We start from the raw sequence: 23,875 nt of genomic DNA, 5'->3' as shown, positions 1-23,875 counted from the left end.
ATTCCAGCTCAATGCGTCACTCTCCATGTTATTACTCCACTTTCAATACCCATTTCGCAATATCATCGATAATGGCTTTGGAGACATTAGATGGCTCAGCGTACTCTTGACCAATCGAAAGTCCTTCATAGCTGGCTAACAGATGATTTACCTTTGGATAGCTATTGTATGTTACATTGGAATGACCTTGAAGAGCCGTTTTCCAATTCTGGAATTGATCCATAGACACTTGCACATCATTTTCGCCTTGTAGAATAAGCATGGGAATATTTTGTGTTTTAGCGAGTTCCGCAGGCACATAATCTCTCTGCTCAAACCACCAATAAGCAGGTTGAAGTGGAAATGCCTCAGGAAGATGATCTATAGAATAGTTAGGATCTTTAACGATCGCAGCTACATTTTTATAAAAATCAGCTTGTTCTTCAATGATCGCCGTGTCTAAACCAAGCTGCTTCATTCGATCTACCAATTCGTCCTGCTGCTCGGTAAGCACATCCACAAAGCTGCTACTTGGTGCAGCAAGCAGGATACTGCCTGTAATATCATGTTGTTTATCCTCAGCAATGATTAACGGTACTGCAAACCCGCCTTGACTATGTCCAGCTACAAAAATCGCTGTAGAATCAATATGTGCATTCTTTTTAAGTAAGGCTACGGCATCGGTTACCTGATCCACACTTTCTTGTTTTAATGTAAATTTAGGCTGTGAAGCCACTTTATAGGTATGCTCATAGGTGACCTTATCGTATCTTAATACAGCAACTCCTTGTGAAGCTAAACCTACCGCAAGATCACGAAATGGCTTTGCCCCACCAATGGCAGCGTCTCGATTGCTAGGCCCAGAACCGTGTACTAGAATGACAACCGGGAAAGGTCCCTCTCCCTTGGGCAAAGTTAATGTCCCTGGTAAAGCTAAATCACCCTCACCAACCGTAATGTCTTGTTCTGTATAAGCAGATGGATCGTCGTAACTTGGTTTTTGATACACATTTGGAGTAGCCGCGGCAACGTACAAGTCATCCACCAGTCCGTCATGATTCATTCTTACGGTAATATTCACACTGGTAAGCTCTGTTTTAAAAGTATATGTGACATTGCGATGCACGGAGTTGTTCTCTACGTGTTTCGCTACGGCTTTATTTGTCATTTTCCCATTTTGACCTTCTAACGCTGACCATAGCTGACTCAATAACGTGGGTGACAACACTCCACTCACAGAGGAATGAACATACTTCACAGCCTCCTTGCCATCCCCTTCACTTATAAGTGAAATGAACATATCCTCAGGTGCTGCCTTCAGTGCCTCGGTAAGAAATCCCCTATCCATAAAGGTAACCCCTTTCGTTAACTGAACAGGATGGTCTAAGGGGATGACTTTCCCATTCACGATCGCCTGTTTCTCCCCTACCTTAACTACAATGGTAAGCTCATTTTTTGTTATTTTAATTTGTCCTGTGTTTTGCTGCCAAGATACCTCTGCCCCATTCTTTACTGCATCACGAATAGGAACTAGATTTTCATGATCAACGGGTTTCTCAGCAGCTGCTGAGATGGATGTTACCGGCAGGATAAGGCATACGAAAGTAAGAGAACATAATAGCTTTTTCCAATTGTTCATCGTCAAAACCCCTCCTAATCATTTTTATGATATGCATAGATCTATGAGCATTTATTGGCTCAGAACTCTGCTTATAACAACAATAGCAATGATAACTAACAACAGGACCCAAGATAGTGGACGAGCGAAGTTAATCGTCCAGCCTATTCCATAACGTTTCTCTACAGTAAAAGAAGGATCATTGGTATTAAAGTAAATAAAACCCAGCTTCCAATACTCATCGTCGTTCACAGGCTGCTCCTTAGAGCGTTCGCTATCCTCTTGACGATTACGAATTTTCCCACCGCCTTGTCTACCTGTGAGGGACAGCCATATTGCGCCTAATACTATCACCACAGGGACGATAAAGCTGATAGCCGTTAGCAAGACCAGATTGGGGACGAACATATTGATTTGAATGAAGGCAAATAAAATAGTAAGAAATAGCCCTGTTATTATCGTGAATAGGGACCATTTACGGCGGAATTGAATATTTTTAGCAGCAAATTGGGCAGGATCCGTCGTGGTAAGCTGTTGTTTGCTTGTTTTAATACTCCAGTTAACCAGCATCAGGAGTGCAACTACTCCTAGCTGTACCAGATTAATAGCGAGTACTGAAAGGTAGGTTTTAGGCACACTGGAAGTGACATTGCCCTGAAAATCATATTTCATTGGAACAACGCTAGGTAGTGCATCATAATTCAGGATCGAAATGATCGCAACGGCTACAATAATAGCTATATGAATTAGAAACCAATAGTTGGAATACGTGAGCTTATTTTGGCGGAAGGTGGTATCAATTTTAACCCGTTGAGGTGCTTCTGCAGTTGGAAGTGTTCCCTTTAACCTTTTCATCTTGAAATGAAAAATTAAATGTAGTGCTACCGAGTACACAACGAACATCATGGTGCAAACACCAGTGATTATTGCTGTAGATTCTTCATTGGCAGATCGGAGTAAAAATAGGCAGACAAATATAACCACCCCGTTTCCGATCAGGCTTACTGCAGCAAACGTTTTACGTAACTTACGTAGAATAGGTGTGTAATAATTATATTCACTTACCGTAACCCCAAAGCTAATGGTTTCCCTTGTTAGATAAGGTGTAAAGGATAGAAGTAAGACTAATGGAGCAAAGATTAAGATGACAGATAAGATACTAAATAGTTGCATACATAACACACTCCCTTATTCGTTTATTCCCTGTTGTGCCCCATCTTCACATCATCATAGATTTGATCTAATACTGCAGACAATTCCTCTTTGGTCATGCCTCGACATATCGCTTCGGCAATAATCGGTCTTAATTCTGTTTGCTGCTTTTTCAAAAAATCATCCGTTAGACCAGGCATTCCATCAGGGTTTACGACAACGCCCTTTTGTCTGTGAATTAGTATGTATCCATCTTGCTTGAGTAGTGTATAAGCCTTATTGACCGTATGAAGGTTAACACCAATATCTGCTGCCAAATTCCGAACTGAAGGTAGCGCTTCACCTAGCTGCAGTTCACCACTAGCAATGCCTTCGATAATTTGATAAACCAATTGGGAATAAATGGGAAGTTCGGACTGCATGTCAAGTTGAATAATCAAGAGTTCACCTTCTTTTTGTTGTCTGTTATATATCAAATATAACAGATATAACATAAAGGGGCAATGCGCATGGAAATAAAGCCGCGTATCAATGGCCAGGGCAGCCTTACCTGACCCTTCACCATTGATACGCGGCTTATCTTCAAGAACTTAGTCTTATGTGATTCAAGAGCAATTAATTGTGGAAGCACATGACCATGTTGTATTTTACATTCCATTCAAAGTTCAGTCTTATCTTCAACAATCCGATAATGGATTTTACGAACTATAATTTTCAGGATCATATATAGCGGAATAACGATGATCATACCCAAAATGTTCCACAGATCGGCACCCACGAGCAACAGAATAACCGTTGTCAGCGGATGAATATCCAGCTGCTTGCCATATACATAGGGAGATATCAGGTTATCCTGAATCTGCTGGGCAACGACGATAATAATTAGCGACCAGATAGCCATCGACGGAGATTCAATAAAGGCCACAATCACGACAGGTATTGCTGCCAATATTGCACCCACATAAGGAATAAAGTTCAATATGATGGATGCAGCCGTCAGCAATAGCGCATATGGCAAACCAAGGATAAGAAAACCAATGTACATCAGGATCCCGAGTGCAACATTGACAATAACTCGCCCAACAATAAAATTGCTCAGCGCTTCATCAATTTCATGAACGGTCTCTTCTCCATCCTTCCGATAACGTCTTGGCAATAGCAGGGTAAGATTGGTGCCAAACTTGCTACCTTCCTTAAGCATGTAATACAGCATGATTGGAAAGGTGGCCAAAATGATGACCAGATTGGATACAACCGAGAATAGACCTGACAGATAATCACTTACCTGTGTAATTCCCTGTGTCAGGAATTCGGAAAATCTTGACACAAGATCCGAGTCCTCCGGCAAGTATTTGGACAGGAATCCGTTTCTCTCCAGTTCGTTTAGCTGTTCACTAAGTGAGGCTATCAGAGCTGGCGTATTTTCAATAAAGTTCCACATCTGCTCACGAAGTGACGGCCATATGAGCACGCTAAACCCGGCAATCAGCAGGGCTATCACAACATAAATAATTAGAACGGATAGGGCCCTTTTCAACCGATGTCGTTCCATGAAATCAACGAGCGGCCGAAGCAAATAATAGAAAAAGCCCGCGATTAACAGCGGAATAATAATGATATGTATGAGTGATGTTAACGGGCGGAAAATAAAATTAACCTTATCCCCCAAATACACAATGAGCAGCAGCAAAATAATGGCTGTGCAAATTCGGTAGAACTTGTTATTTATCAAGAAATTGATCCCTCCATACACTGCTCTGCCAGCACTGGGCTATAATCTGGTGCACCTTCTTCAGTCACCTGATTATATGTACCCTTAAATGCAAGTATTGCCACATTGCATGTCAGTTAACGTGAAGGAACTTTCTCTTGCCGATGTAAAATGAGCAAAAAAAGAAGCAGGCGGTTAGCCTGCCACATCTCTTTTGCTGAATACAACCCATGAAACAACCATAAAAATCACATAGTACATGGCGAGTACGGCAACCGAGAAGCCAAGGGTCATTCCCGCGTTACCCCCGCCGAACAATCCGAGGTCCATTCCCGAATTCATATACCGGCTGAGATCCATGTTATTAAATAGTACATATTTGGCCCAGTCATGGCGAGCCGGGTTGAAGATCAAGGCAAAGATACTCTGGGTAAACATGATAAACAGTGACAGACCAATCGCCAGTGCTCCCGAACGAAACACGGAGGAGACCATAAAGGCTATGGCCAGCGTAATAAACAGATCAACGTAAAGGTATGCCCATAACGTAAATGCATACGATGCCGAGGTTACGCCGCCAGCTGCACTTCCATCATGGGAGAACAGAACATAGGACATTCCCGTTGCGAGCAAGAGAATAAGCACTGTGCTGAGTAAACTGAAGCCCAGGACGGTAATGTATTTTGAAGCCAAAATTTTGCTGCGTGACCACGGACGAATAAGCAGCAGTTTAATTGTGCCCCATGTGAATTCACCGGCTACCGCTTCAGCCGCAATGACCACACAGAAGATGGTATTCAGGAAGAATACAATCTGAACCGTCGTTATTGCCGCTTCCCAGAAGTATACGTCACTGCCTCCCATGCCTTCTCTCAGCAGCACAGGAAGCAGCAGCGAAATTAAAGCCAAAAATGAAAGCATAATCCAGGTACGGGGACGCCGGAAGATTTTCATATTTTCATTCAACAACAGATTTCCAAAGTTAGGCAATACCTCCGCCCCCAGTCACTTGTAAAAATTGATCTTCGAGTGTATGTGTTACGTTGCGGATACCGTATACCTGAATACCTTCGCTCACCAGTCTGGCATTGAAATCCGGAATCTGGTCACGCGACAGGCGCACCACAAGCATGTTGCCCTGAACGGTCGCATCCTGAATAAGTTCTGAAGCACGCTGTGTATCATTCACCTCAAAGGCCACTTCCGTCAGTGCATCTGTTCCAGCTTCAGCTTTGAGGTTTCTCACGTCAATCAACTTACCATTCTGGATAATGGCGACTGTATCACACATGAGTTCCATCTCTGACAACAGGTGACTGGACACAAAGACCGTAATGCCTTCTTCACGGGTGAGCTGACGAAGATAATCCCGAAGTTCCCGAATCCCTTGCGGATCAAGGCCATTGGTTGGCTCATCCAGCACAAGCAGCTTCGGCTTATGTAATATGGCTTGGGCGACACCAAGACGCTGACGCATGCCCAGAGAATAGGTTTTCACCTTATCATGAATGCGGGCTGTAAGCCCCACACGCTCGATGGTTTCTGCAATACGTTCCTTGGTAATCCCTGGTGACATACGGGCAAAATGGACGAGGTTCTGATATCCGGTGAGAAATTTGTACATTTCCGGATTCTCTACAATGGCACCTACCTGGGCCACCGCCTGCTCAAATTCATTTTTGATACTATGTCCCGAGATGAAAATATCTCCCTTACTTATGGACATAAGTCCGACCATCATCCGGATCGTTGTTGTTTTCCCGGCACCATTAGGCCCTAAAAAACCAAAAACCTGCCCCGGAGAAATATCCAGAGTCAGGTCGCTGACCAACGATCGGGAAGATATGATTTTACTGACGCCCTGAAGTCGGACGACCGGCTCCTGCTGCATGCAATTCCCTCCCTCATCGACAGGCTAATAAATTATGCCCGCCTCTCATATGAACATAGTGTATCATAATCTTTGGTATAATGTCCCGTAAACTGGGTGTTCTCCTTACGCTTCATATGGATCTGACACGCTCCACAGCATCCAAGCGGCATCTCACTCCGGTAAAATCCGGTGCGAAATACGTGATTGCCTCCATAGCCCTCTTCCTTTAATTCGACAGAGCCTCTACCAACCGACACAATCATCCCACAACTGACACAGTAAAAGCGGCTCGTTTCGATCACAGAAATTCCTTCCCCTCAACAAGGAGCAATGTAGTCCCTGTTATTTGTCGTTAGAAGCTGAATTTTGATACATTTTGTATCTACCTCGTAATTTACTTGACCTCAGGACTATTGTCAAGCCCCTTCTGGCTTTAAAATAGAGTGAAACACAAAAAAAGCTCTATAAATGCGACAAAAGTCTCGCATTTATAGAGCTTGAAATAGGAACAATGATACAATATGATGCAAAGTATAGGTATATATTAAACTGCCACCCCACATCATGGGGATCACTCGCTGCTCTCACTTGAATGCTGTTCCTCGCCCTTGCCAGGGTAATACCAGAGCAGTGTCCACTCCTGTCCATCCTGCACGACGTAACAGGTCTGTACAATGTCCAATTGCCCAAAGGTACTTCTGTACTTCATGGTTATTCCGACCTTGTACGCCTCGGGAAACGGCTTTACGCCATCCATCACCGTAACATCAAATTCCCGCTCGGGCTTTTCCATCTCAAACTCAAAGGTTTCCACGCCAAAATGCTGCATGAAGATATGCGCCCTGGATTGCAAATAAGCGCTTTTGGAGAAACGCTCTTTCATCAATGGGTGAAACAGTTCCCATGAGCTGCCGAAATCGCCCGCCTGCTCATACTTGTAAAACTCTTCAACCACCGAAGCAGCGTCGTCCGGCGCATCTGCACGAAAGAGATATGGGATCGTTCTGCCTATTAACCATAGCAGCAGCAGCACAAGTGCGATGAATCCGATCTTTTTGAACAAGGCATTACGATTGCGTCTTCGCAGCATGTTCGTCCCTCCTGTCCTACTCCATTCTTATGATGAATAGCAGGAAAGTAGAAGCTGGAGGAACAAGAGCATTTCCTGGGAAATCCCTTTGTTCAAGATCATCCTCAAGAACTCGAATGTCCATGAGATCTTAATTTACGGATCACTGCCTTCGTCATTACATATATTGCAATCCCGCAGCAGCCTCCGATCAGATCCACGCCGATATCACGTATCGAACTTGTTCGATTCGGGCTGAATTGTTGTATATATTCATCGATCGAGGCTATTATAGCCACCACAACCAGTGAAGCAGCGATACAGGTCACCGTTCGCATTTTTCTGTATCGCAGTCCACCGTAGACAAGTACTGCGAGCACAGCATAGACAAACAAGTGTGCACTCTTGCGAAATATAAACTCGGCAAAATCATAGGGTCTCTGTCTCAATGAATAGTCATGCTCTCCGTAAGTGAATTGTACATCAGGCAAGGCAAATCCAATTTTGACTTTTTCGGACAATTGATGCAGCCAAGGCTGAATGGTCTGCTGTTGGTATGATTGTTTGGACATGGACCAAATCACCAAGATCCAAACTGTAACCAGCAACAAGGACAAGATAAAACCGTATAATCTCCGTTTGCGTCCGTGTCTCCTTTTTCTGGAGCCCTCCTCCATCAGTATTGTCATCACCACTTTCGTTGCCCAATCCAAAACCTTTTATTTCTGCAAATTCTCCTGAATGATCCCATGAATGCGATCCCGTTCCTGTTGTTCCACAATGTAATAGTAAATACCATTGATTTTTTCGCCCTTGCCCTTGATTTCCACGGTATCAATATGTTCAAGATCACTGCGATAATCCAGAATGAGTTCCTTCATTTCATCAAACGTCAGATCCGTCCTGACGTGTGTCCCGAGCTCATCCAACATGTTTTGAAGATTGAGTACACTGGAGAACTGCATTGTATTTTTCATCATTTGCTTCAATACTTCACGCTGTCTTCCATTACGACCTAAGTCTCCTTGGGGATCATCATACCGCATTCTTGAAAAACCAAGTGCAGCCACGCCATCCAGATGAATATTTCCCTGTTCGTAGCGTCGACCGTCATAATCGAATGCAAACGGATTGTTTACGTCCACACCACCGACCAAATCAATGATTTTCGCAAAACCTTCCATGTCCACTTTCATGTAATAGTGAATAGGGGCATCCAGAAACTGTTCCACGGTTTTCACCGACATGTCTACACCGCCGAAGGCATACGCATGATTGATTTTGTCTTCTGTGTTGTGGCCTACAATCTCGGTTCGTGTATCCCTAGGAATATTAAACATAAGCACTTGTTTTTTGCCGGGATTTACACTTAATACGATCATTGTATCTGAACGGCCTCGATCGTTTGGACGTTCATCTACTCCCATAATAAGTGCGTTGAAGGGCTCTTTGCTATTGATATCTACTGGCAGTCCACCTCTGCTATCCGAAATGGAGACTGGCTGCGCCGGATCACGCGGTTCGTAGATCTGATCAGCCGTAGATTTGACAGATTGGTATAGGTACATCGCATAACCAAAAATAGCAATGACGAAAATGGAAACCACCCAGATCGAAATTTTCATCCACTTTTTCATGGTATTTCCTCACTCACGTTATGATGATCTTTCCGTTTAGATGATCGCTGCCGCTTTGCCCTCAGCGTGATTAAGTCCAGGACGGCCTACAGAATAATACTGGAATCCGGAGGCTTTAATTTGTTCCTTGTTGTACACATTACGTCCGTCAATCATGATCGCTTCATTCATCATACTTGCAAGCTCCATCAGGTTCATCTGGGAGAACTCTTTCCACTCGGTCAGCACGCAAAGGGCGTCGGCTCCTTTGGCAGCATGAAGGGGGGTTTCTTCCCAAACAATCGAGGCTGCATCAACTTCTCTGCGGAAGTTGGTTGTGGCAATCGGATCATACGCCTTAACAACAGCCCCGGCTTCTGTCAAATACCTAATAATATCAATAGCTGGTGCGTCCCTGACATCATCAGTATCCGGCTTAAAAGCAAGACCCCAGATAGCAATGGTTCTACCACTAAGGGTTCCAAAAATCTCCTCAAGCTTGCGTATCACATTGAAACGTTGATCCTGATTCACCTGAACCACGGATTTCAGTAATCTGAAATCATAATCCACTTGGCCTGCAATCTGAATCAGCGCCTGTGTATCTTTCGGGAAACATGAACCACCGTAGCCAATGCCAGCTTTCAGGAATGAGGAACCGATCCGTTTATCATATCCCATGCCTTCCGCTACACGTGTAACATCTGCGCCAACCTTCTCACATATATTCGAGATTTCGTTAATAAATGATATTTTTGTTGCGAGGAATGCATTGGACGCGTACTTAATCATCTCAGCAGACCGAATGTCTGTAACGATCAAGTTTTCGGTTAATGGGCGGTGAAGTTTCTTGAGCGCTTGAATCGCTCGTTCACTGTCCGTACCAATGACGATACGATCCGGGTTCAGTGTATCCTTAACAGCCGAACCTTCCCGTAAAAATTCAGGTACCGAAGCCACATCAAATGGTTGAGTGGAGATACTCTGGATGAGCTCTCTTACGCGATCATTCGTGCCCACAGGCACTGTGCTCTTGGTCACAACAATTTTATAGCTCTCCAGATGGGTACCAATCTCGATTGCCACTTGCTCAACAAATCCCAGATTGGCCTCGCCGTTTGGCAAAGAGGGGGTTCCGACTGCGATAAAAATAATATCGGATTCACGAATGGCCTCTGCGATATCGGAGGTGAAGGATAACTTGCCTGCCCGTTTGTTGGCAACCATGAGTTCCTGGAGTCCAGGTTCGTAAATGGGAACTTCCCCTGCATTCAGCATTTCCACTTTGTCCTGATTGTTATCTACACAGATGACCCGATTGCCGAGTTCAGAAAAGCAGACTCCCGATACAAGACCTACATACCCTGTTCCAATTACCGCAATATTCATCTTGTTTTCCCCCAGTTCACACAATTTTGGATGATGTCCGCCCATTCCATTTCAATCCTTACAATATCCTCTTCGATCAGCTCGCTGCCCATCTGAACTTCGATAATTTCAAGCTCCGTGATGGCTTTTACACTATGTTTTCCGCCAGATGGGATTGAAATGGTATCTCCCTGATTAATTCGTTTTAAATCACCATCCAGAATGAACTCACCCTGCCCGGAAACAACCGTCCAAACTTCGTTTCGCTTCAGATGATACTGATAGGACAGATTTTTATCGGCCCCAATAATAATGCGTTTCGTTAGTACCTCTTCGCCCTTGGAATTTCGTGTATAATCGAGCACTCTATAGCAGCCCCAGCGCCGTTCTTCATACATAGGGCGTTCCGCACTATCTTTAAGGACTTCTTTGATCTGTGGACTCGCCTCTTTCTCGCTGACAAGAATACCATCCGGACTAGTAGCCACAATTACATTAGAAACGCCCAGTACGCACACCGGGATATTCAATTCGTTGACCAGATGTGTATTTACTGAACTGTCTGTAACTACTCCCTTGCCCACAATGTTAGTGCTCATCTCATCCGTCAGTGTATTCCACGTCCCCAGGTCTTTCCAGTACCCATCGTAAGGTGTAACGACAATCCCAGATGCTTTTTCCACAACTTGATAGTCGAAACTGATTTTCTCCAGTCTGCCATATTGCTTAAGCATTTCTTCATACTGGATGGGCAGCTCAAGCTCGATAAGCAGATTAATCAGATAATTAAGCTTGAACGCAAAAACCCCGCAATTCCAAAGGGCAGATTGCTCAATCATCTCTGCTGCTTCAGCCTCGCGAGGTTTTTCTTGAAAACGGGATACCTTGGCATACTCCTTATGCTCTTTTTCTCTCGTTTCACTTGGTTCAGTAACGATATATCCATATTTCTCGGAAGGATGAGTTGGTTTCACCCCGATTAGAGCCAGATCCACTTCTGATTCCAAAAGAATCTGTTCTAGATCCATAACTTTGTAAAAGAAGGATTCCTCCACATAAGGGTCAACCGGAAGTACAGCCACAGTTTCGTTCAGACTGACTCCCTGCACCGAATAGAGATAAACAGCCGCTAATGCGATAGCAGGGAAGGTATCCCTACGCTCCGGTTCAACTACTAGGTCAACGTCCTCACCCAGTTGGCTCTGTAAAATTTCCACCTGTGGCTTACTGGTTGCAATCGTAGCCCGTTCACTCAGTCCTGTTTGCTTTAGCTGCCGCCATACACGCTGTACCATTGACTCCGATTGTCCTTGAGGACCTTCAAGCACCTTGAGGAACTGCTTCGAACGTGTATCATTGGATAAGGGCCACAACCTTTTGCCTGATCCTCCGGAGAGAAGTACGATTTGCAATATGATCACTCCACTCTATATTTTTCAATAAATGGATTTTTCTCGAGCTTAATGTGCAGGCTAAACAGACACGGTTGACTCCATGTAATTATGATCGATCTTTGCACTTTTCTTAGCAGAAGATAAATCCAGTGTTGCCGTGTTGACCTGGTGGGTCCATATTCGATAATATCCGGAGTTTTTGCCGTATGAATTATCGATTAGAAGATTGGGCTTCGCCATCAAACAGGACAAGATATGTCCATGCAATCTGGAAGAATGAATCATCTCATATTCACTGAAACAACGAATTGCTTTGTTGACCAAATAATCACTGTAATTCATCCAGATCTTCTGAAGCAGCCGTCTGCCTCTTCCTTTCCGAAGTCCAAGCCCTAGCCAATATACCAGTTTGCGCTCGTAGCGATTATACAAAGTAGGCCAATCCAGAAAATCCCCTTGCTGATCTGCAACCATATGAGAAGGTTCTGCCGCTTTTTCGATATCTGTTCTATAAAAATTCAATCGTTCTTTGCGTGGAGAGCTATTTCTCTCGATCGGCCACAATTGATGGGCCATATCTGGTATCAATGAAACGTGGCACCCTTTAAAGTTCTCCGTTGCTATCTGATAAGAGGGTTCATCTCGTACAAACAGATGAAGATCGGAATGTTGACTGAATACCTCAGCCGTTTTACGCAGAGCTGTTTCTTCCTTGAAGAAGATCGTTTGAGGAAGAATAATGATCCGATGCTCAGGATATTTTCGTATTATGTTTTCCCTGAGACGTTGATGGGCTTCGTATAAATCACCGAAATTCCCACCACCATGAAGCACGATAATATGGTCTTTCGGGATCACCGTTTGTTCATTGAAATCGTGAACACTGTAACGTTCAGCAACTTGTATTCGATAGTCTTTGAAAAAGGCTTCCGTCCCTTTCATAATCAACAAATCGCCGCAATTGCTATGCACAGGATAATCAATATAGTAGATTTTGGACTCAGGAGGCATGATCTCCAATATCTGCTCAAGCTTCTTCTTCAACTCATCCATGCGATGAGTCCTTTGCAAGTTTGGCATCTTTTCCGGCTCCTTTGAGTATATTTTTCTCTCTTAAACGATCCTTCAGAAATGAAATATCTGCTCGGTCATAGAGCATTTTGCGAATCGGCATCTTGAAGATGACAGATATGGATATGAGCGACATCAAAATACGTACAAATGAGCCCAGCAATAGGGCGAGGCCAATCCCAAACAGTCCGAATAACGGAGTGAACACAAAAAACAAGGTAATCGTCACACCAAGTGCAATAACCTGACGTAAAACAATTACGCCTGGTCTACCCAGTGCATTAAAAGCCGAAGCCAGAATCCATGATCCCCCACCTACAACGCATTCAAGAGAAAGGAGATAAAACGTACTGCTTGCCTGGAGAAACTCAGGTCCAAATAGTAGGCCAATAAAAAAACGACCAATCAGCATACTAGGTATGATGATGATCGTCATAAGAACCATACTGATTCGAAAAGCTCTTCCTACGAGTGACAGCACTTTTCCCTGTTCCATTCCTGCAACTTTGGGAAATATCACATTCGTGATTGCCATCTGTACTACATTGAACATGCGGGACAACGCATAAACAACAGAATATAAACCAAAATCCATCGGTGTTAGAAGCGCCAGAATTATAATTTTGTCGAACTGATTATACAACGTGCCCAACAACTCTACTCCATACACGCGAATGCCGTAACTAAACAGGTGAATGCAAGTTTTGAATTGGGCAACTAATTGATTGATCGAACCGAAAATCTGTTGTCGCATCATGAACATGTAACCAAGCAGAACCAGAATATTGGCTGCAAAACTGATCATGATGGCTTTCTCCACAGTTAATAACCCTGCAGCCCATAGTGCAACAAGTCCAAACAAATTAAAAAGAGGTGCAAGCAGTCGGGACAGATTATAAATATGGAACTTTTCCGTGCCTTGAGCTGATGCCGCCAGCACTCCCATAAGTAATAGAACAGGTACCATGGAGATCGTATACCAGCGTGCAATGGTAACTACGGATTCAGAGTATCCTGAGAGCCATAAGGGAATACCAAACCAACTGATTATGCCAGCAATTAAACTAATGGGAAGCTGAACGGCAAAACTCATGCTGATGTATGTCGGCAATTGATCACTGTGTTTTTTCACATTGTAGATGAGTGAAGTCGGTAACCCGAGAGCTGCAAGACCTGATATAAACGCAGGCCAGAACAGCACAGCGGCAAGCTCGCCTTTGCCCGTAGCCCCAAACATGCGGGCTGTCACAATGGACGTGAGTGTTGTAACACCCATAATAAGAATATTGGCAAAACTGGTCATAAGAATGTTTTGAATCATGCTGTAGTCACGTCTGTTTTTGGCAACGGCCATATTCATTAGGCGTTCAATCCTCTGCCATTACGGAAGGAACCGACAATTGTTCCATTCCGGTATGATATTTTTGCCATTTCGCTCATCACCTTTTGAACATTATTGAATGATATAACAATTAATAAGGCTGCCTGAATGATTCTAGCTGCATGCTTAAAAATTCCCCACCCGCTTTTTTGATAACGGGTAGCATCGCTAATTCCTTGCCAATAAACTCTTCTTAATAACCAACGTTTTGTAAGTCTACTTTTAGCGATTTTATGCTCAACAACTGCGTATGGATTGTAAAATACTTTATACTCTAATCGAACCCGCCCAATAAGCTCACTTTCTTCACTAGACATCAGATTGCTTCCTACACGCCCTAAATCTTCTCTGAAGGGCTGCATCTGCTCAAAAATGCTCATTCTGAAGGCAACATTTGCACCAAATGGAATAGCTGGCGCCTCCATTTCTACTATATCACCAGAGAAATCCATAAGTGTATATAAACTGATGATATCGTTCGGTATCCATTCGGGCTTGCCACCTTCCCAGATCGGTACGATTTTACCACCCACACAGCCAATTTCTGAGTTCATGTCAAATATGCGAATAATCTCTCTGATCCAAGAAGGACAGGCCAGTGCGTCGTCATCTAAAAATAAAATAAACTCCCCTTTAGCTTCCTTGATAGATCTATTTCGTGCATAGGACAGTCCCAATTGAGGTTCAAAAATATACCTAACATTCTCAGGAAAATGATGTGAGTAAAAAAGTTCCTTTGTGTTGTCTGACGAGTTATTATCTACTACCAAAATCTCATAATCTTTTGATTCGGCATCCCCATTCAAAACACTTTCCACGGCCTGCATGGTGTCAACAGCCCTATTGTGGGTACAGATGGATATTGAAGCCCTCATAATTCCCCTCCAAAAATACAATTTAATGAGGTTACGCCAACTTTTTCAGCAATTGACTACGATGTGACCATAGGCAATGATTGATAACCCAATCATGTCCATTATTCCCCATTTCTTCAGCCAACTTCTCGTTCAGAACTAACTCCTCAATACGGTTGGCAATTTCGATATCATCCATAGGATCAACCAAGTACCCTGTAACTTGGTCCTTTACTGCATCAGGTATTCCTCCACTATTACCTGCAATGACAGGCAACCTATAATAATTGGCTTCAAGGAACACAATGCCGAAGCCTTCAACGTCGCCCTTTTCCTTAATATCACGGCTGGGCATAATGAATATATCCGAGCATTCATATAATTGATGAAGCTCCTGATCGGTTATTCCACCCGTGAAGACAACTAGCGAATCTAGACCATACTTGATGACAAGACGTTCTAATTCACCTCGATAAGGACCATCACCACATATCAGATATTTAAGATTTGGGATATGCTTAATAACTTGGCGGATTGCTTTGAGAGTGACATCATGTCCTTTGCGTTCCACCAGACGAGAGACGGTAATCATCACTTTTTTTCCGTGCAGGTCATACTTGTCTCGAACATCTTCGACGGATTCGACTGTACCACTTAACTTACTCACATTCAGACCCGGAGGAATGATCAGGATCTGATGTTCATGTATCCCCAGTTCTATCAACTTGGATTTGGTATACTGACTATTCGCTATCACCTTGTCAGACCGTTTAAGAATTATCATTAAGAGTGGAAATAGCCTGCTGTTTACCATACCCATAACATCGAGACCGTGTACGTAAGGGAAATATTTCACTCCAAAGAATGCCTTCATGAACGGCCCAGCAACCCCTACCGGGAACACATTAACAAAGTGAATCTCACTCGTCTTTCTACGCCATTTCAGAATAATAAGCTGTAATATTAAAATAACTTGCGATAGGATTAGCAGAACCTTGTTGGAGTTCCAGTATATTCGCTTCCGAATGATCTCAAAGTCAGCTTTCCGGTCAAACTGATTCGATTCCACCGTATCTTTGATTTTATTGGTTAGAACTGTAACCTCTTCTGAAGGAATCTGAGAGATAAGCCCATAGGCATAATCATGAATTCCTCCTTTTTCTGGCGGAAAATCAATTGCGACAAAAACTTTAGTCATGCGATTTATCTCCCTTGAAAAACCATATGGGTTCAATATTTACACTGTGCTCATAATGATATTCACCGTGTCTTTTGCACATTTGTTCCAGGAAAATAGACCTGAATGATGTTTGCCTTTATACGACAATTGCTGGCTTAAATCTGGATCTGATGTAATTTCAATTAACCGTGAAGCGGCTTCTTTGGGATTGTTAGGATCAAAATACAGAACTGCATCCCCGCATACTTCAGGAATGGAAGCACGAGAAGATACAATGACTGGACAGCCTGTTGCCATTGCTTCCAGCGGCGGCAAACCGAAACCTTCATATAAAGATGGGAAAATAAAACCGGCAGCATCTTCGTATAGTGCCTTTAGTTCTTCATCCGTAACATAACCCACCCAATTCACTGCATCCGATTCAGCCCATGCTTGTTCACCAAAAACCTTGCTGTTTTTGGAGCCGACAATAACTACGTTCAGCTGATGAGCCTCGATCTCGGGCAAAACATCAAATATCAAATTAAAATTTTTATAAGGATTCATCGTGCTAACTGCCAGGATATACGGCGACTTAATCCCATATTTTTCTTTTGTACCTTCAGCAGCCTTTTTTCGATGAATATGGTCGATACCCAGATGAGTGACAGCCAGCTTATGCTCCGCTATTTTACAGTGCTGCATGAGCTCTCCCTTGGAAAAGTGGGATACCGTAATGATTTTTTTTGAGGTTTTGCCCAGACGAACCATCAGGAATTTGTACCAGGAGCGGAATGCAAATGAAAATGCGTTAGGATAATTGAAAACGGCAGCATCATGAATGGTTACGATCTGATTCTTGTTAAAAGCCGGCCCCGTGTTACATAGATTAATTAAGAGGCCATTCTTCACGTGAAAAGGTAGCTCCAGCTGTTCCCACAGGTGCCCCTTTAGTTTACCGACCACTTTGTGACGAACGTGTTTGAAATCCGGCTGGGTAACTATGTTGGAGGGTGACAATAAACAAAACTCGTACTGGGAAGAATCGATTTCTCCCTGCTCTATCATTGCATCTATTTCTTTTACAAGTTCCAGTGCATATCGTTGTACTCCAGTAATCGTTTGAGTAAGAAACCGGGCATTAATATATATTTTAGTCATGTACATCTCCAGCTCTCTTAGAAAGTTCAAAATGACCCGATACAGAGGATCCTAGCGCCACATGGCCTGCATGGGCATGGTGATAGAGATTCACAATCTCCTCATTCATTCGTTCCGCGTGAAACTTATTCTTATACAAGACATATCCCGCTTCACCCATCTTCTTCAACTCATCCTTGTTAAGATTTTTGAGAATGTTCAGCAGTTCATGAGAATGTTCAATGTCAAATAAAAATCCGCTATCTCCGTGCTCAACCAGTTCCGGCAGAGCTCCGCGCCGGCTTGCAATAACGGGTTTTCGATTCTTCATGGCCTCTACAGCGACCAGTCCAAACCCTTCCCAGCGAGATGGCATGATTACTGCATCACACTGTTGATAATAGCGATCAATATCTGCATTGTTAACCCAACCCAGACGGATAACATTGTCCGGAAAGCTCCATTCATTCTGTTCCAGCACACTATCCCCAATAACATATAAACGGAGATAACGCTGTAATTCAGGATTATCATTTAATATTTGTAACAGCAGATCCAACCCTTTTTGCCGATCATATCTGCCTACAAACAATAACTGAATAATTTCAGAATCACGATCTAATTCGCTTATTGAATTCATACCATTATCTTCACGTTCACGTACACCGTTATACACCAACTTGGACTTGGAGGCGGGTAAACCCAATTTAATGGAACTTTCCAGCTCATGCTTAGAGATATTAATTATTACATCCGTTCTATAGGCCATAATCCTCTCGATGAACGCATATCCCTTCTTGTACAACGGCTTCGTATCCATAAGAAAAGCCCATCCATGAGAACAATAAAAGATACTGGCTTTTTTGGGCTGAATAAAAAATAAGCTCCTTGCAAGCAATCCTGCAAATGAGCTGTGTATGTGAATAACATCCGGTTGTAATTTGCGTATGGTCTGATGAATCTGCCACATCGCCGAAAGAAAATGCTTGGGATGACGCTTGTATTTGTATTGCAAAATATGATCTGAATCCAAATCAAAACTTGTGGCGCTATTATAAGCACTCATTAGCAGATAGACGTCGAAATGTTGCCGCTGGTATGCTACAACCTCATTAAGATAGGTTGCCATCCCCCCAACAACGTACTCTCCAATATGCAAAACCTTCACTGCGCTCACCCCACTTTCTGTGGCTTATCATATACATCATGAGAACCTACAAGAGCCATACCAATGACAACCCAGAAAAATATATTGGCTGGAAACATTTCAAGTACGTTTGTAGTTAAGCTTGAAGCTGCAATTCCGGCGAGTAGTGCGGTAGCCATTTGTGGTAAACGGATTTTATCCGAAGAAGGCAGTAAATCCATTTTACGAACAAGGGCCACGACGAGCAGAACAAACAAGACAACAAAATAAAGTAAGCCTATCCATCCGGTCTGTTCATAAAAGGAAAAAATCTGATTATCCACGGCAAAGTTATTGGAGTTCAATCCGATCATGTGCGTTCGCCGACTAGCAGCACCAACAGATCCAATACCGTTACCTACCACCCCATGCATGGACAAAGGAGATGTTAGTCTGCTTCCCCAGCTATTGAATCGATCAAGCATGGAAGAGACGGACAGCAGGTTATAAGAATCCAACAAGCGGGTACCAGCAAATACACCAATGGGCAGCAACATAAACGTGACGCCAAGTATTAATGTGTTCTTTTTGTTATACTTTCGAATTTTCAGAACAAACATAAAAATTTGATATACGATCCACAGCACCAAAGCCGAACGAATGGTCGACAGTAACAGGAAGCTAATCGTCAAGAGTTGGATACTTATCCGAAACAGGTTGTATTTAACAGCTGCTTTCATTCGCTCTGCAATTAGCCCCGTAATTAGTAAGGTATAGGCATAACCATCAGGTGAATAGGTGATGGAAGACAGCCGAGGTACACCTTCCAGATAGTTCTTGATATTTACACCATAAACAAACCCCATCGTTATTAACTTCTCTATGCCTAATGAATACTGAATTAACCATCCTGCAATCAACAAAATGAAAACAATAAAGTTGGTTCTGGCAAATGCGTAGAATCCGCCGTATTTCGCAAATAACATACCTGCGAACATCATCATCAAAGGTAAGAATGTTATCTTCAGACCGTAGATGAGTGTAACCACACTCGAACCCATGAACAGATTCAAAGAGCCCAACGTTATAACTGAGCCCATCACAAACAAGAACGGATTTAGAAAGGAGGTTTGTTCTCGATACATTTTGCTCAGTGCAAAAAGAGAAACCAAGATCATACCTACATCTTTCAACGTTCTAACCACGATATTATCCACGTAAATGGATACCAGACCATAAATGGATAAATATACGATCAAAATATGCATGGAAACCAAAAATAGCGAGGATGGGGCATCCGATCTCACCTGAACGAGTGGATGAGATCTGGCATTCAGGGATATCATTTGCATGTTAACCTCCACGCCTGATTAGCTTTTCATAAATATCACTATGTTCTTTAAGAAGATAATCTTCATTAAAGGACTGGCAGTGCTCGAAGCATTGATTCTTCAATCGTTGTTTGGCTGACTCAGACAGATTGTAATAATGCAGAATGGACTTCGTAATATCTTCTACACTGTGGGGAGCAAACGAGAATTGTTCGGCATCCAGTAGAATTTCTGGCATCCCTCCCACCCTCGAAGCATAAATAGGTGTGCCCACTTGATAAGATTCAATGACTACTCTGCCAAATGGCTCATTCCAAGTGGAAGGGACAATAGTCAGGTCCATATCCCTCATCTTTAGGGGAATTTGTGATTTATCCAACTTCCCCATAAATTTAATTCTTGGGTCTGATCCGGATATTCCCTTTAACTCCTCCACCATTGGACCATCTCCAAAAATGAACAGTTTACCTACAATTTGCTCATTTAGTTGTTTTACCGCCTCAATTAAATATTGAACACCCTTCACTTCCGTCAGTTGCCCAAAATATCCAATTTCAAGCGGCTGATCATGATGTACCTGTTTGCTGGCATACAGATTCTGTACCTCTTCATTGTTCTCGACAATATTATGAATCACATGTTTGGAAGAACGCTCAAATAACCCCAGACCTGTATGAGTTCTAAGGATATGTCCTGATATGCCAATGACTGCCGAGATCATCCGGCTATATCTTTTGGAAATTTGTCTATATATTTTGGAGTAGGCCTCAATCTTAATGGGTTCAATCAGTGAGAAATCCCGCAACGTATGCACCACAGGAATATGAAGTTCATAAGCTGCCTTCCAGATCGCCAGACTTAGGCCCGGAATATTCTGAGTATGAATTACCGAGGGCTTAGTCTGCAAAAGATATTGTTTTATATGCTGATACTGCTTCCTATTAAAAATATCCTGAACTCGCCATAGCACTTTATCCGGAGCCGATACTTGTTTGGTGGAATCACCGATCCAATACCGATTGTTAAACGGTAATCGTAATATCTCAATCCCGTTAATCGTATCTGTAATCACTTCGCCATCCTTATGACTGCCAACAGTCATGACTTTCACTTGATAACTGGGGCTCAGTGTCTGTGCAAGGATCTGCGTTGATATCTCTGCCCCGCCAATGACATGCGGAGGATACAAACTGTGGGCAATCAATATTTTATGCACTCATCTCATCTCATCTCACTTTGATTAGCTTCATGGAGTTTCCTGCAATGTGGCACGAACATTCTCAATCGTTAACTTCAGTCCTGTTTCCAGTGATATTTCCGGCTCCCAGCCGAGCACGGTACGTGCCTTATCAATCACCGGACGGCGAACTTTGGGATCATCCTGAGGCAAAGGCTGGAACACCAGCTTACTGTCGGATTGGGCCAACTTTTTTACCAAATACGCCACTTCAAGGACAGTGTACTCCGTCGGATTGCCGATATTAATAATTTCTCCATTCGCCTCTTCGGTTTCCATCATTTTTTGCAGACCACGAATATTGTCATCCACATAGCAGAACGAACGGGTTTGAGAGCCATCCCCATAAACGGTGATGTCCTGTCCGGTCAGTGCCTGGGTCACAAAATTAGAGATGACACGGCCATCATCATTCCGCAAACCGGATGAATACGTATTAAAGATGCGCGCTACTTTAACGGGAACTCTGTGTTTCGTGTAGTATTCATAACAAAAAACTTCGCCCAAACGTTTGGCCTCATCGTAACAGGCTCTTGGTCCCCATGTGTTTACATTCCCTCGATAACTCTCAGGCTGTGGATGCACCTCAGGATCCCCATAAGCTTCACTTGTACTTGAAAATAGAAACTTCGCTCCCTTGGTTCGGGCCAGCTCAAGCATGTGATAGGTTCCCTGCGTGTTCACCCATATGGTACCGATTGAATCAGCTTGATAAAATTTGGGTGAAGCCGGCGACGCAAGATGGTACACCTCATCCACAGGCTGATCAATCAGAAAATCGAGTGAAGCCGCCAAAGTGACATCAGCTTCTTGAAAATGGAAAAGGTGGCTGTTCGCCACCTCTTCCAGGTTACTGGACACGCCTGTCGACAGATTATCAATTCCTGTAACCTGATGACCTTGATGAATTAAAGATTTGACCAGGTGGGATCCCAAAAAGCCGGCTGCCCCCGTCACTACAATATGTTTCAATACGTTCACGCTCCGTCCGTCAAAATGTATTGCTTTTAATCATTACCATGGCCGTTCTAAAGATAATTTTAATGTCTAACTGCAGCGAGACGTTGGAGATATAATGGAAATCATATTGCAGATTGTGATGGATGGGCTCTTTGCGAGCTTCACTCACCTGCCATAACCCGGTGATACCTGGTTTTACCAGAAAACGTCTGCGCTCCAGATCGGTGTAGCTTTCTTCTACAATTCGCTTCATTTCAGGTCTAGGACCCACAAAGCTCATATCACCCTTGATAATGTTAAGCAATTGTGGCAGTTCATCCAGACTCGTCTTGCGAAGCAAGCGACCCAGACGGGTGATTCTGGGATCATGACTTGTCGTTGGAGATAACCCATATTTCGGTGCGTCCGTACGCATCGTTCTAAATTTATAAATATTAAACTTGATTCCGTTTTTTCCGTAACGCTCCTGTTTAAAGATCACAGGCCCTTTCGAATCGAGTTTGATCATTACCGCAATGACAAGCATGATCGGAGATGTGAGCAGTAATAGGAAAGCAGCTACAAAGAAATCAATGAGTGGCTTCATAACGTCGGTGTACCCGCCAACACGTTGAGAGTACGGCTGTTCTAGCAGTTTCCCATGGCCTTCCTTGGCAATGGCCTCGCCGCCGCTTCCATAATATTCTGGTCCCGAGAGATTCACAGACCATCCCCTCCTGCAACAAGCACTTGGTTCAGTTTTTCCTTCATTAAGATCTCTTCGATCGCCATTAAGACAGGTGCACGCAGCTCTTTATTTTTCAACGCAAAATCTAGCGTAGTCAGGATATATCCTAGTTTCTCTCCCACGTCGAACCGGGAACCTTCGAAATCATACGCGCTGATGCCTTCATCGTGATTAAGCATTTGCAGAGCATCGGTAAGCTGAATTTCACCACCAGCTCCCACGTTTTGCTCTTCCAGATACTCAAATACCTTAGGCGTCAAAATGTATCGGCCCATGATTGCGAGATTGGAAGGAGCAGAACCGAGTGGCGGTTTCTCTACCATACTATTTACTGATGTAAGTCTTCCATCGGTATGCAGTGGATCAATAATTCCATAGCGATAGGTTTCACTTGGACTTACCGTTTTCACACCAAGCACCGACTGGTTAACCTTCTCATATTGTTGAATCAACTGCTTCGTGCACGGTACTTCGGATACGACAATGTCATCGCCAAGCAACACGGCAAAGGGCTCATTGCCAATAAAATTCCGGGCACACCAAACTGCATGCCCCAGTCCCAGGGCTTCCTTCTGCCTTATGTAGTGAATATCAACGTTGGAGGATTTCCGGACTTCTTCCAGCAAACCCAGCTTGCCTTTCTCCAGCAGATTGTGCTCCAATTCAAACGCACTATCGAAATGATCCTCAATTGCACGCTTCCCTTTACCAGTTACGATAATAATATCTTCAATACCGGAAGCTACTGCTTCCTCCACAATGTATTGAATAGTCGGTTTGTCTACGATAGGGAGCATCTCTTTAGGCATTGCCTTTGTAGCGGGTAAAAATCGGGTCCCCAAACCTGCTGCGGGAATGATTGCTTTCCTCACTTTAGTCATAAATACCACCCTATCCTTCTTATTTTTATGGTTTAAAAGTATGAGTTGAACCACTTAAATCCATGAAACCTTGAAATAAATTGATGCAATTCTTACTTTCAATTTCATAAAGGGGCATTCAACCCAACCTCACGTCACACCCTTGACGATTAACGTCTAAGGTACACTACCCACAGTGTGACCGAGTGCCTACCTTGATAAAGGTATAGTAGACATGACCTGACAGTG

General features: G+C 43.4%; 22 protein-coding genes. All 22 read right to left on the bottom strand.

Annotated elements, in window-relative coordinates:
* Nucleotides 1-31: 31 nt before the first annotated feature.
* Nucleotides 32-1,618 (bottom strand): alpha/beta hydrolase family protein, encoded by a 1,587-nt coding sequence (locus MHB82_RS06115; protein WP_341174156.1) that lies wholly within the window; start codon nucleotides 1,616-1,618, stop codon nucleotides 32-34.
* Between the two features lie 51 nt (nucleotides 1,619-1,669).
* Complete coding sequence (locus tag MHB82_RS06110) at nucleotides 1,670-2,770, bottom strand: DUF1648 domain-containing protein (protein ID WP_341174155.1); 1,101 nt, start codon at nucleotides 2,768-2,770, stop codon at nucleotides 1,670-1,672.
* A 23-nt stretch (nucleotides 2,771-2,793) separates the two neighbouring features.
* Entirely contained in the window at nucleotides 2,794-3,189 is a 396-nt protein-coding gene (locus tag MHB82_RS06105; protein ID WP_341174154.1) for a GntR family transcriptional regulator, read from the bottom strand.
* A 218-nt stretch (nucleotides 3,190-3,407) separates the two neighbouring features.
* Entirely contained in the window at nucleotides 3,408-4,481 is a 1,074-nt protein-coding gene (locus tag MHB82_RS06100; protein WP_341174153.1) for an AI-2E family transporter, read from the bottom strand.
* 174 nt (nucleotides 4,482-4,655) lie between these two features.
* Nucleotides 4,656-5,450 (bottom strand): ABC transporter permease, encoded by a 795-nt coding sequence (locus tag MHB82_RS06095; RefSeq protein ID WP_341174152.1) that lies wholly within the window; start codon nucleotides 5,448-5,450, stop codon nucleotides 4,656-4,658.
* Nucleotides 5,443-6,351 carry an ABC transporter ATP-binding protein gene (locus MHB82_RS06090; RefSeq protein WP_095360692.1) on the bottom strand — a complete coding sequence of 303 codons (909 nt, stop codon included), beginning with the start codon at nucleotides 6,349-6,351 and terminating at the stop codon, nucleotides 5,443-5,445. Before MHB82_RS06090 ends, MHB82_RS06095 begins: the two co-directional genes overlap by 8 nt.
* Nucleotides 6,352-6,904: 553 nt before the next feature.
* Complete coding sequence (locus MHB82_RS06085; RefSeq protein WP_341174151.1) at nucleotides 6,905-7,423, bottom strand: hypothetical protein; 519 nt, start codon at nucleotides 7,421-7,423, stop codon at nucleotides 6,905-6,907.
* Between the two features lie 104 nt (nucleotides 7,424-7,527).
* Nucleotides 7,528-8,079, bottom strand: a complete 552-nt coding sequence (locus tag MHB82_RS06080; protein WP_258377752.1) for a VanZ family protein — start codon at nucleotides 8,077-8,079, stop codon at nucleotides 7,528-7,530.
* Between the two features lie 42 nt (nucleotides 8,080-8,121).
* On the bottom strand, nucleotides 8,122-9,039 hold the full coding sequence (locus MHB82_RS06075; RefSeq protein ID WP_110821409.1) for an LCP family glycopolymer transferase: 918 nt from the start codon (nucleotides 9,037-9,039) through the stop codon (nucleotides 8,122-8,124).
* Nucleotides 9,040-9,075: 36 nt separating this feature from the next.
* Complete coding sequence (locus MHB82_RS06070; RefSeq protein ID WP_341174150.1) at nucleotides 9,076-10,407, bottom strand: UDP-glucose dehydrogenase family protein; 1,332 nt, start codon at nucleotides 10,405-10,407, stop codon at nucleotides 9,076-9,078.
* Nucleotides 10,404-11,798: a sugar phosphate nucleotidyltransferase gene (locus MHB82_RS06065; RefSeq protein ID WP_341174149.1), complete on the bottom strand. Its 1,395-nt coding sequence runs from the start codon at nucleotides 11,796-11,798 to the stop codon at nucleotides 10,404-10,406. The genes MHB82_RS06070 and MHB82_RS06065 overlap by 4 nt, the downstream gene beginning before the upstream one ends.
* Nucleotides 11,799-11,858: 60 nt before the next feature.
* Entirely contained in the window at nucleotides 11,859-12,860 is a 1,002-nt protein-coding gene (locus tag MHB82_RS06060; protein WP_110821412.1) for a polysaccharide pyruvyl transferase family protein, read from the bottom strand.
* Complete coding sequence (locus MHB82_RS06055) at nucleotides 12,826-14,211, bottom strand: oligosaccharide flippase family protein (RefSeq protein WP_341174148.1); 1,386 nt, start codon at nucleotides 14,209-14,211, stop codon at nucleotides 12,826-12,828. Before MHB82_RS06055 ends, MHB82_RS06060 begins: the two co-directional genes overlap by 35 nt.
* A complete protein-coding gene (locus tag MHB82_RS06050; RefSeq protein ID WP_110821414.1) occupies nucleotides 14,211-15,107 on the bottom strand; it encodes a glycosyltransferase in 897 nt (298 codons plus the stop codon). Before MHB82_RS06050 ends, MHB82_RS06055 begins: the two co-directional genes overlap by 1 nt.
* Before the next feature lie 31 nt (nucleotides 15,108-15,138).
* Nucleotides 15,139-16,284 (bottom strand): glycosyltransferase family 4 protein, encoded by a 1,146-nt coding sequence (locus tag MHB82_RS06045; protein ID WP_341174147.1) that lies wholly within the window; start codon nucleotides 16,282-16,284, stop codon nucleotides 15,139-15,141.
* A 39-nt stretch (nucleotides 16,285-16,323) separates the two neighbouring features.
* Nucleotides 16,324-17,406, bottom strand: coding sequence for a glycosyltransferase family 4 protein (locus MHB82_RS06040; protein WP_341174146.1), 1,083 nt, complete (start codon nucleotides 17,404-17,406; stop codon nucleotides 16,324-16,326).
* A complete protein-coding gene (locus tag MHB82_RS06035) occupies nucleotides 17,399-18,553 on the bottom strand; it encodes a glycosyltransferase (RefSeq protein ID WP_341174145.1) in 1,155 nt (384 codons plus the stop codon). Before MHB82_RS06035 ends, MHB82_RS06040 begins: the two co-directional genes overlap by 8 nt.
* Nucleotides 18,554-18,558: 5 nt before the next feature.
* Entirely contained in the window at nucleotides 18,559-19,863 is a 1,305-nt protein-coding gene (locus MHB82_RS06030) for a hypothetical protein (protein ID WP_341174144.1), read from the bottom strand.
* A gap of 1 nt (nucleotide 19,864) precedes the next feature.
* Entirely contained in the window at nucleotides 19,865-21,058 is a 1,194-nt protein-coding gene (locus MHB82_RS06025) for a glycosyltransferase family 4 protein (RefSeq protein WP_341174143.1), read from the bottom strand.
* Nucleotides 21,059-21,088: 30 nt separating this feature from the next.
* Nucleotides 21,089-22,051: a UDP-glucuronic acid decarboxylase family protein gene (locus tag MHB82_RS06020; RefSeq protein WP_095360706.1), complete on the bottom strand. Its 963-nt coding sequence runs from the start codon at nucleotides 22,049-22,051 to the stop codon at nucleotides 21,089-21,091.
* Between the two features lie 19 nt (nucleotides 22,052-22,070).
* Nucleotides 22,071-22,742, bottom strand: coding sequence for a sugar transferase (locus tag MHB82_RS06015; RefSeq protein ID WP_341174142.1), 672 nt, complete (start codon nucleotides 22,740-22,742; stop codon nucleotides 22,071-22,073).
* A complete protein-coding gene (gene galU, locus MHB82_RS06010) occupies nucleotides 22,739-23,647 on the bottom strand; it encodes a UTP--glucose-1-phosphate uridylyltransferase GalU (protein WP_095360707.1) in 909 nt (302 codons plus the stop codon). The genes MHB82_RS06015 and galU overlap by 4 nt, the downstream gene beginning before the upstream one ends.
* Between the last annotated feature and the right edge of the window lie 228 nt (nucleotides 23,648-23,875).

It is taken from the genome of Paenibacillus sp. FSL K6-2862, assembly GCF_038005125.1.
In the GTDB taxonomy this organism is placed as follows: domain Bacteria; phylum Bacillota; class Bacilli; order Paenibacillales; family Paenibacillaceae; genus Paenibacillus; species Paenibacillus illinoisensis_A.
Note: the sequence above shows the minus strand (reverse complement) of the source record. Positions and strands in the feature narration are given on the sequence as shown.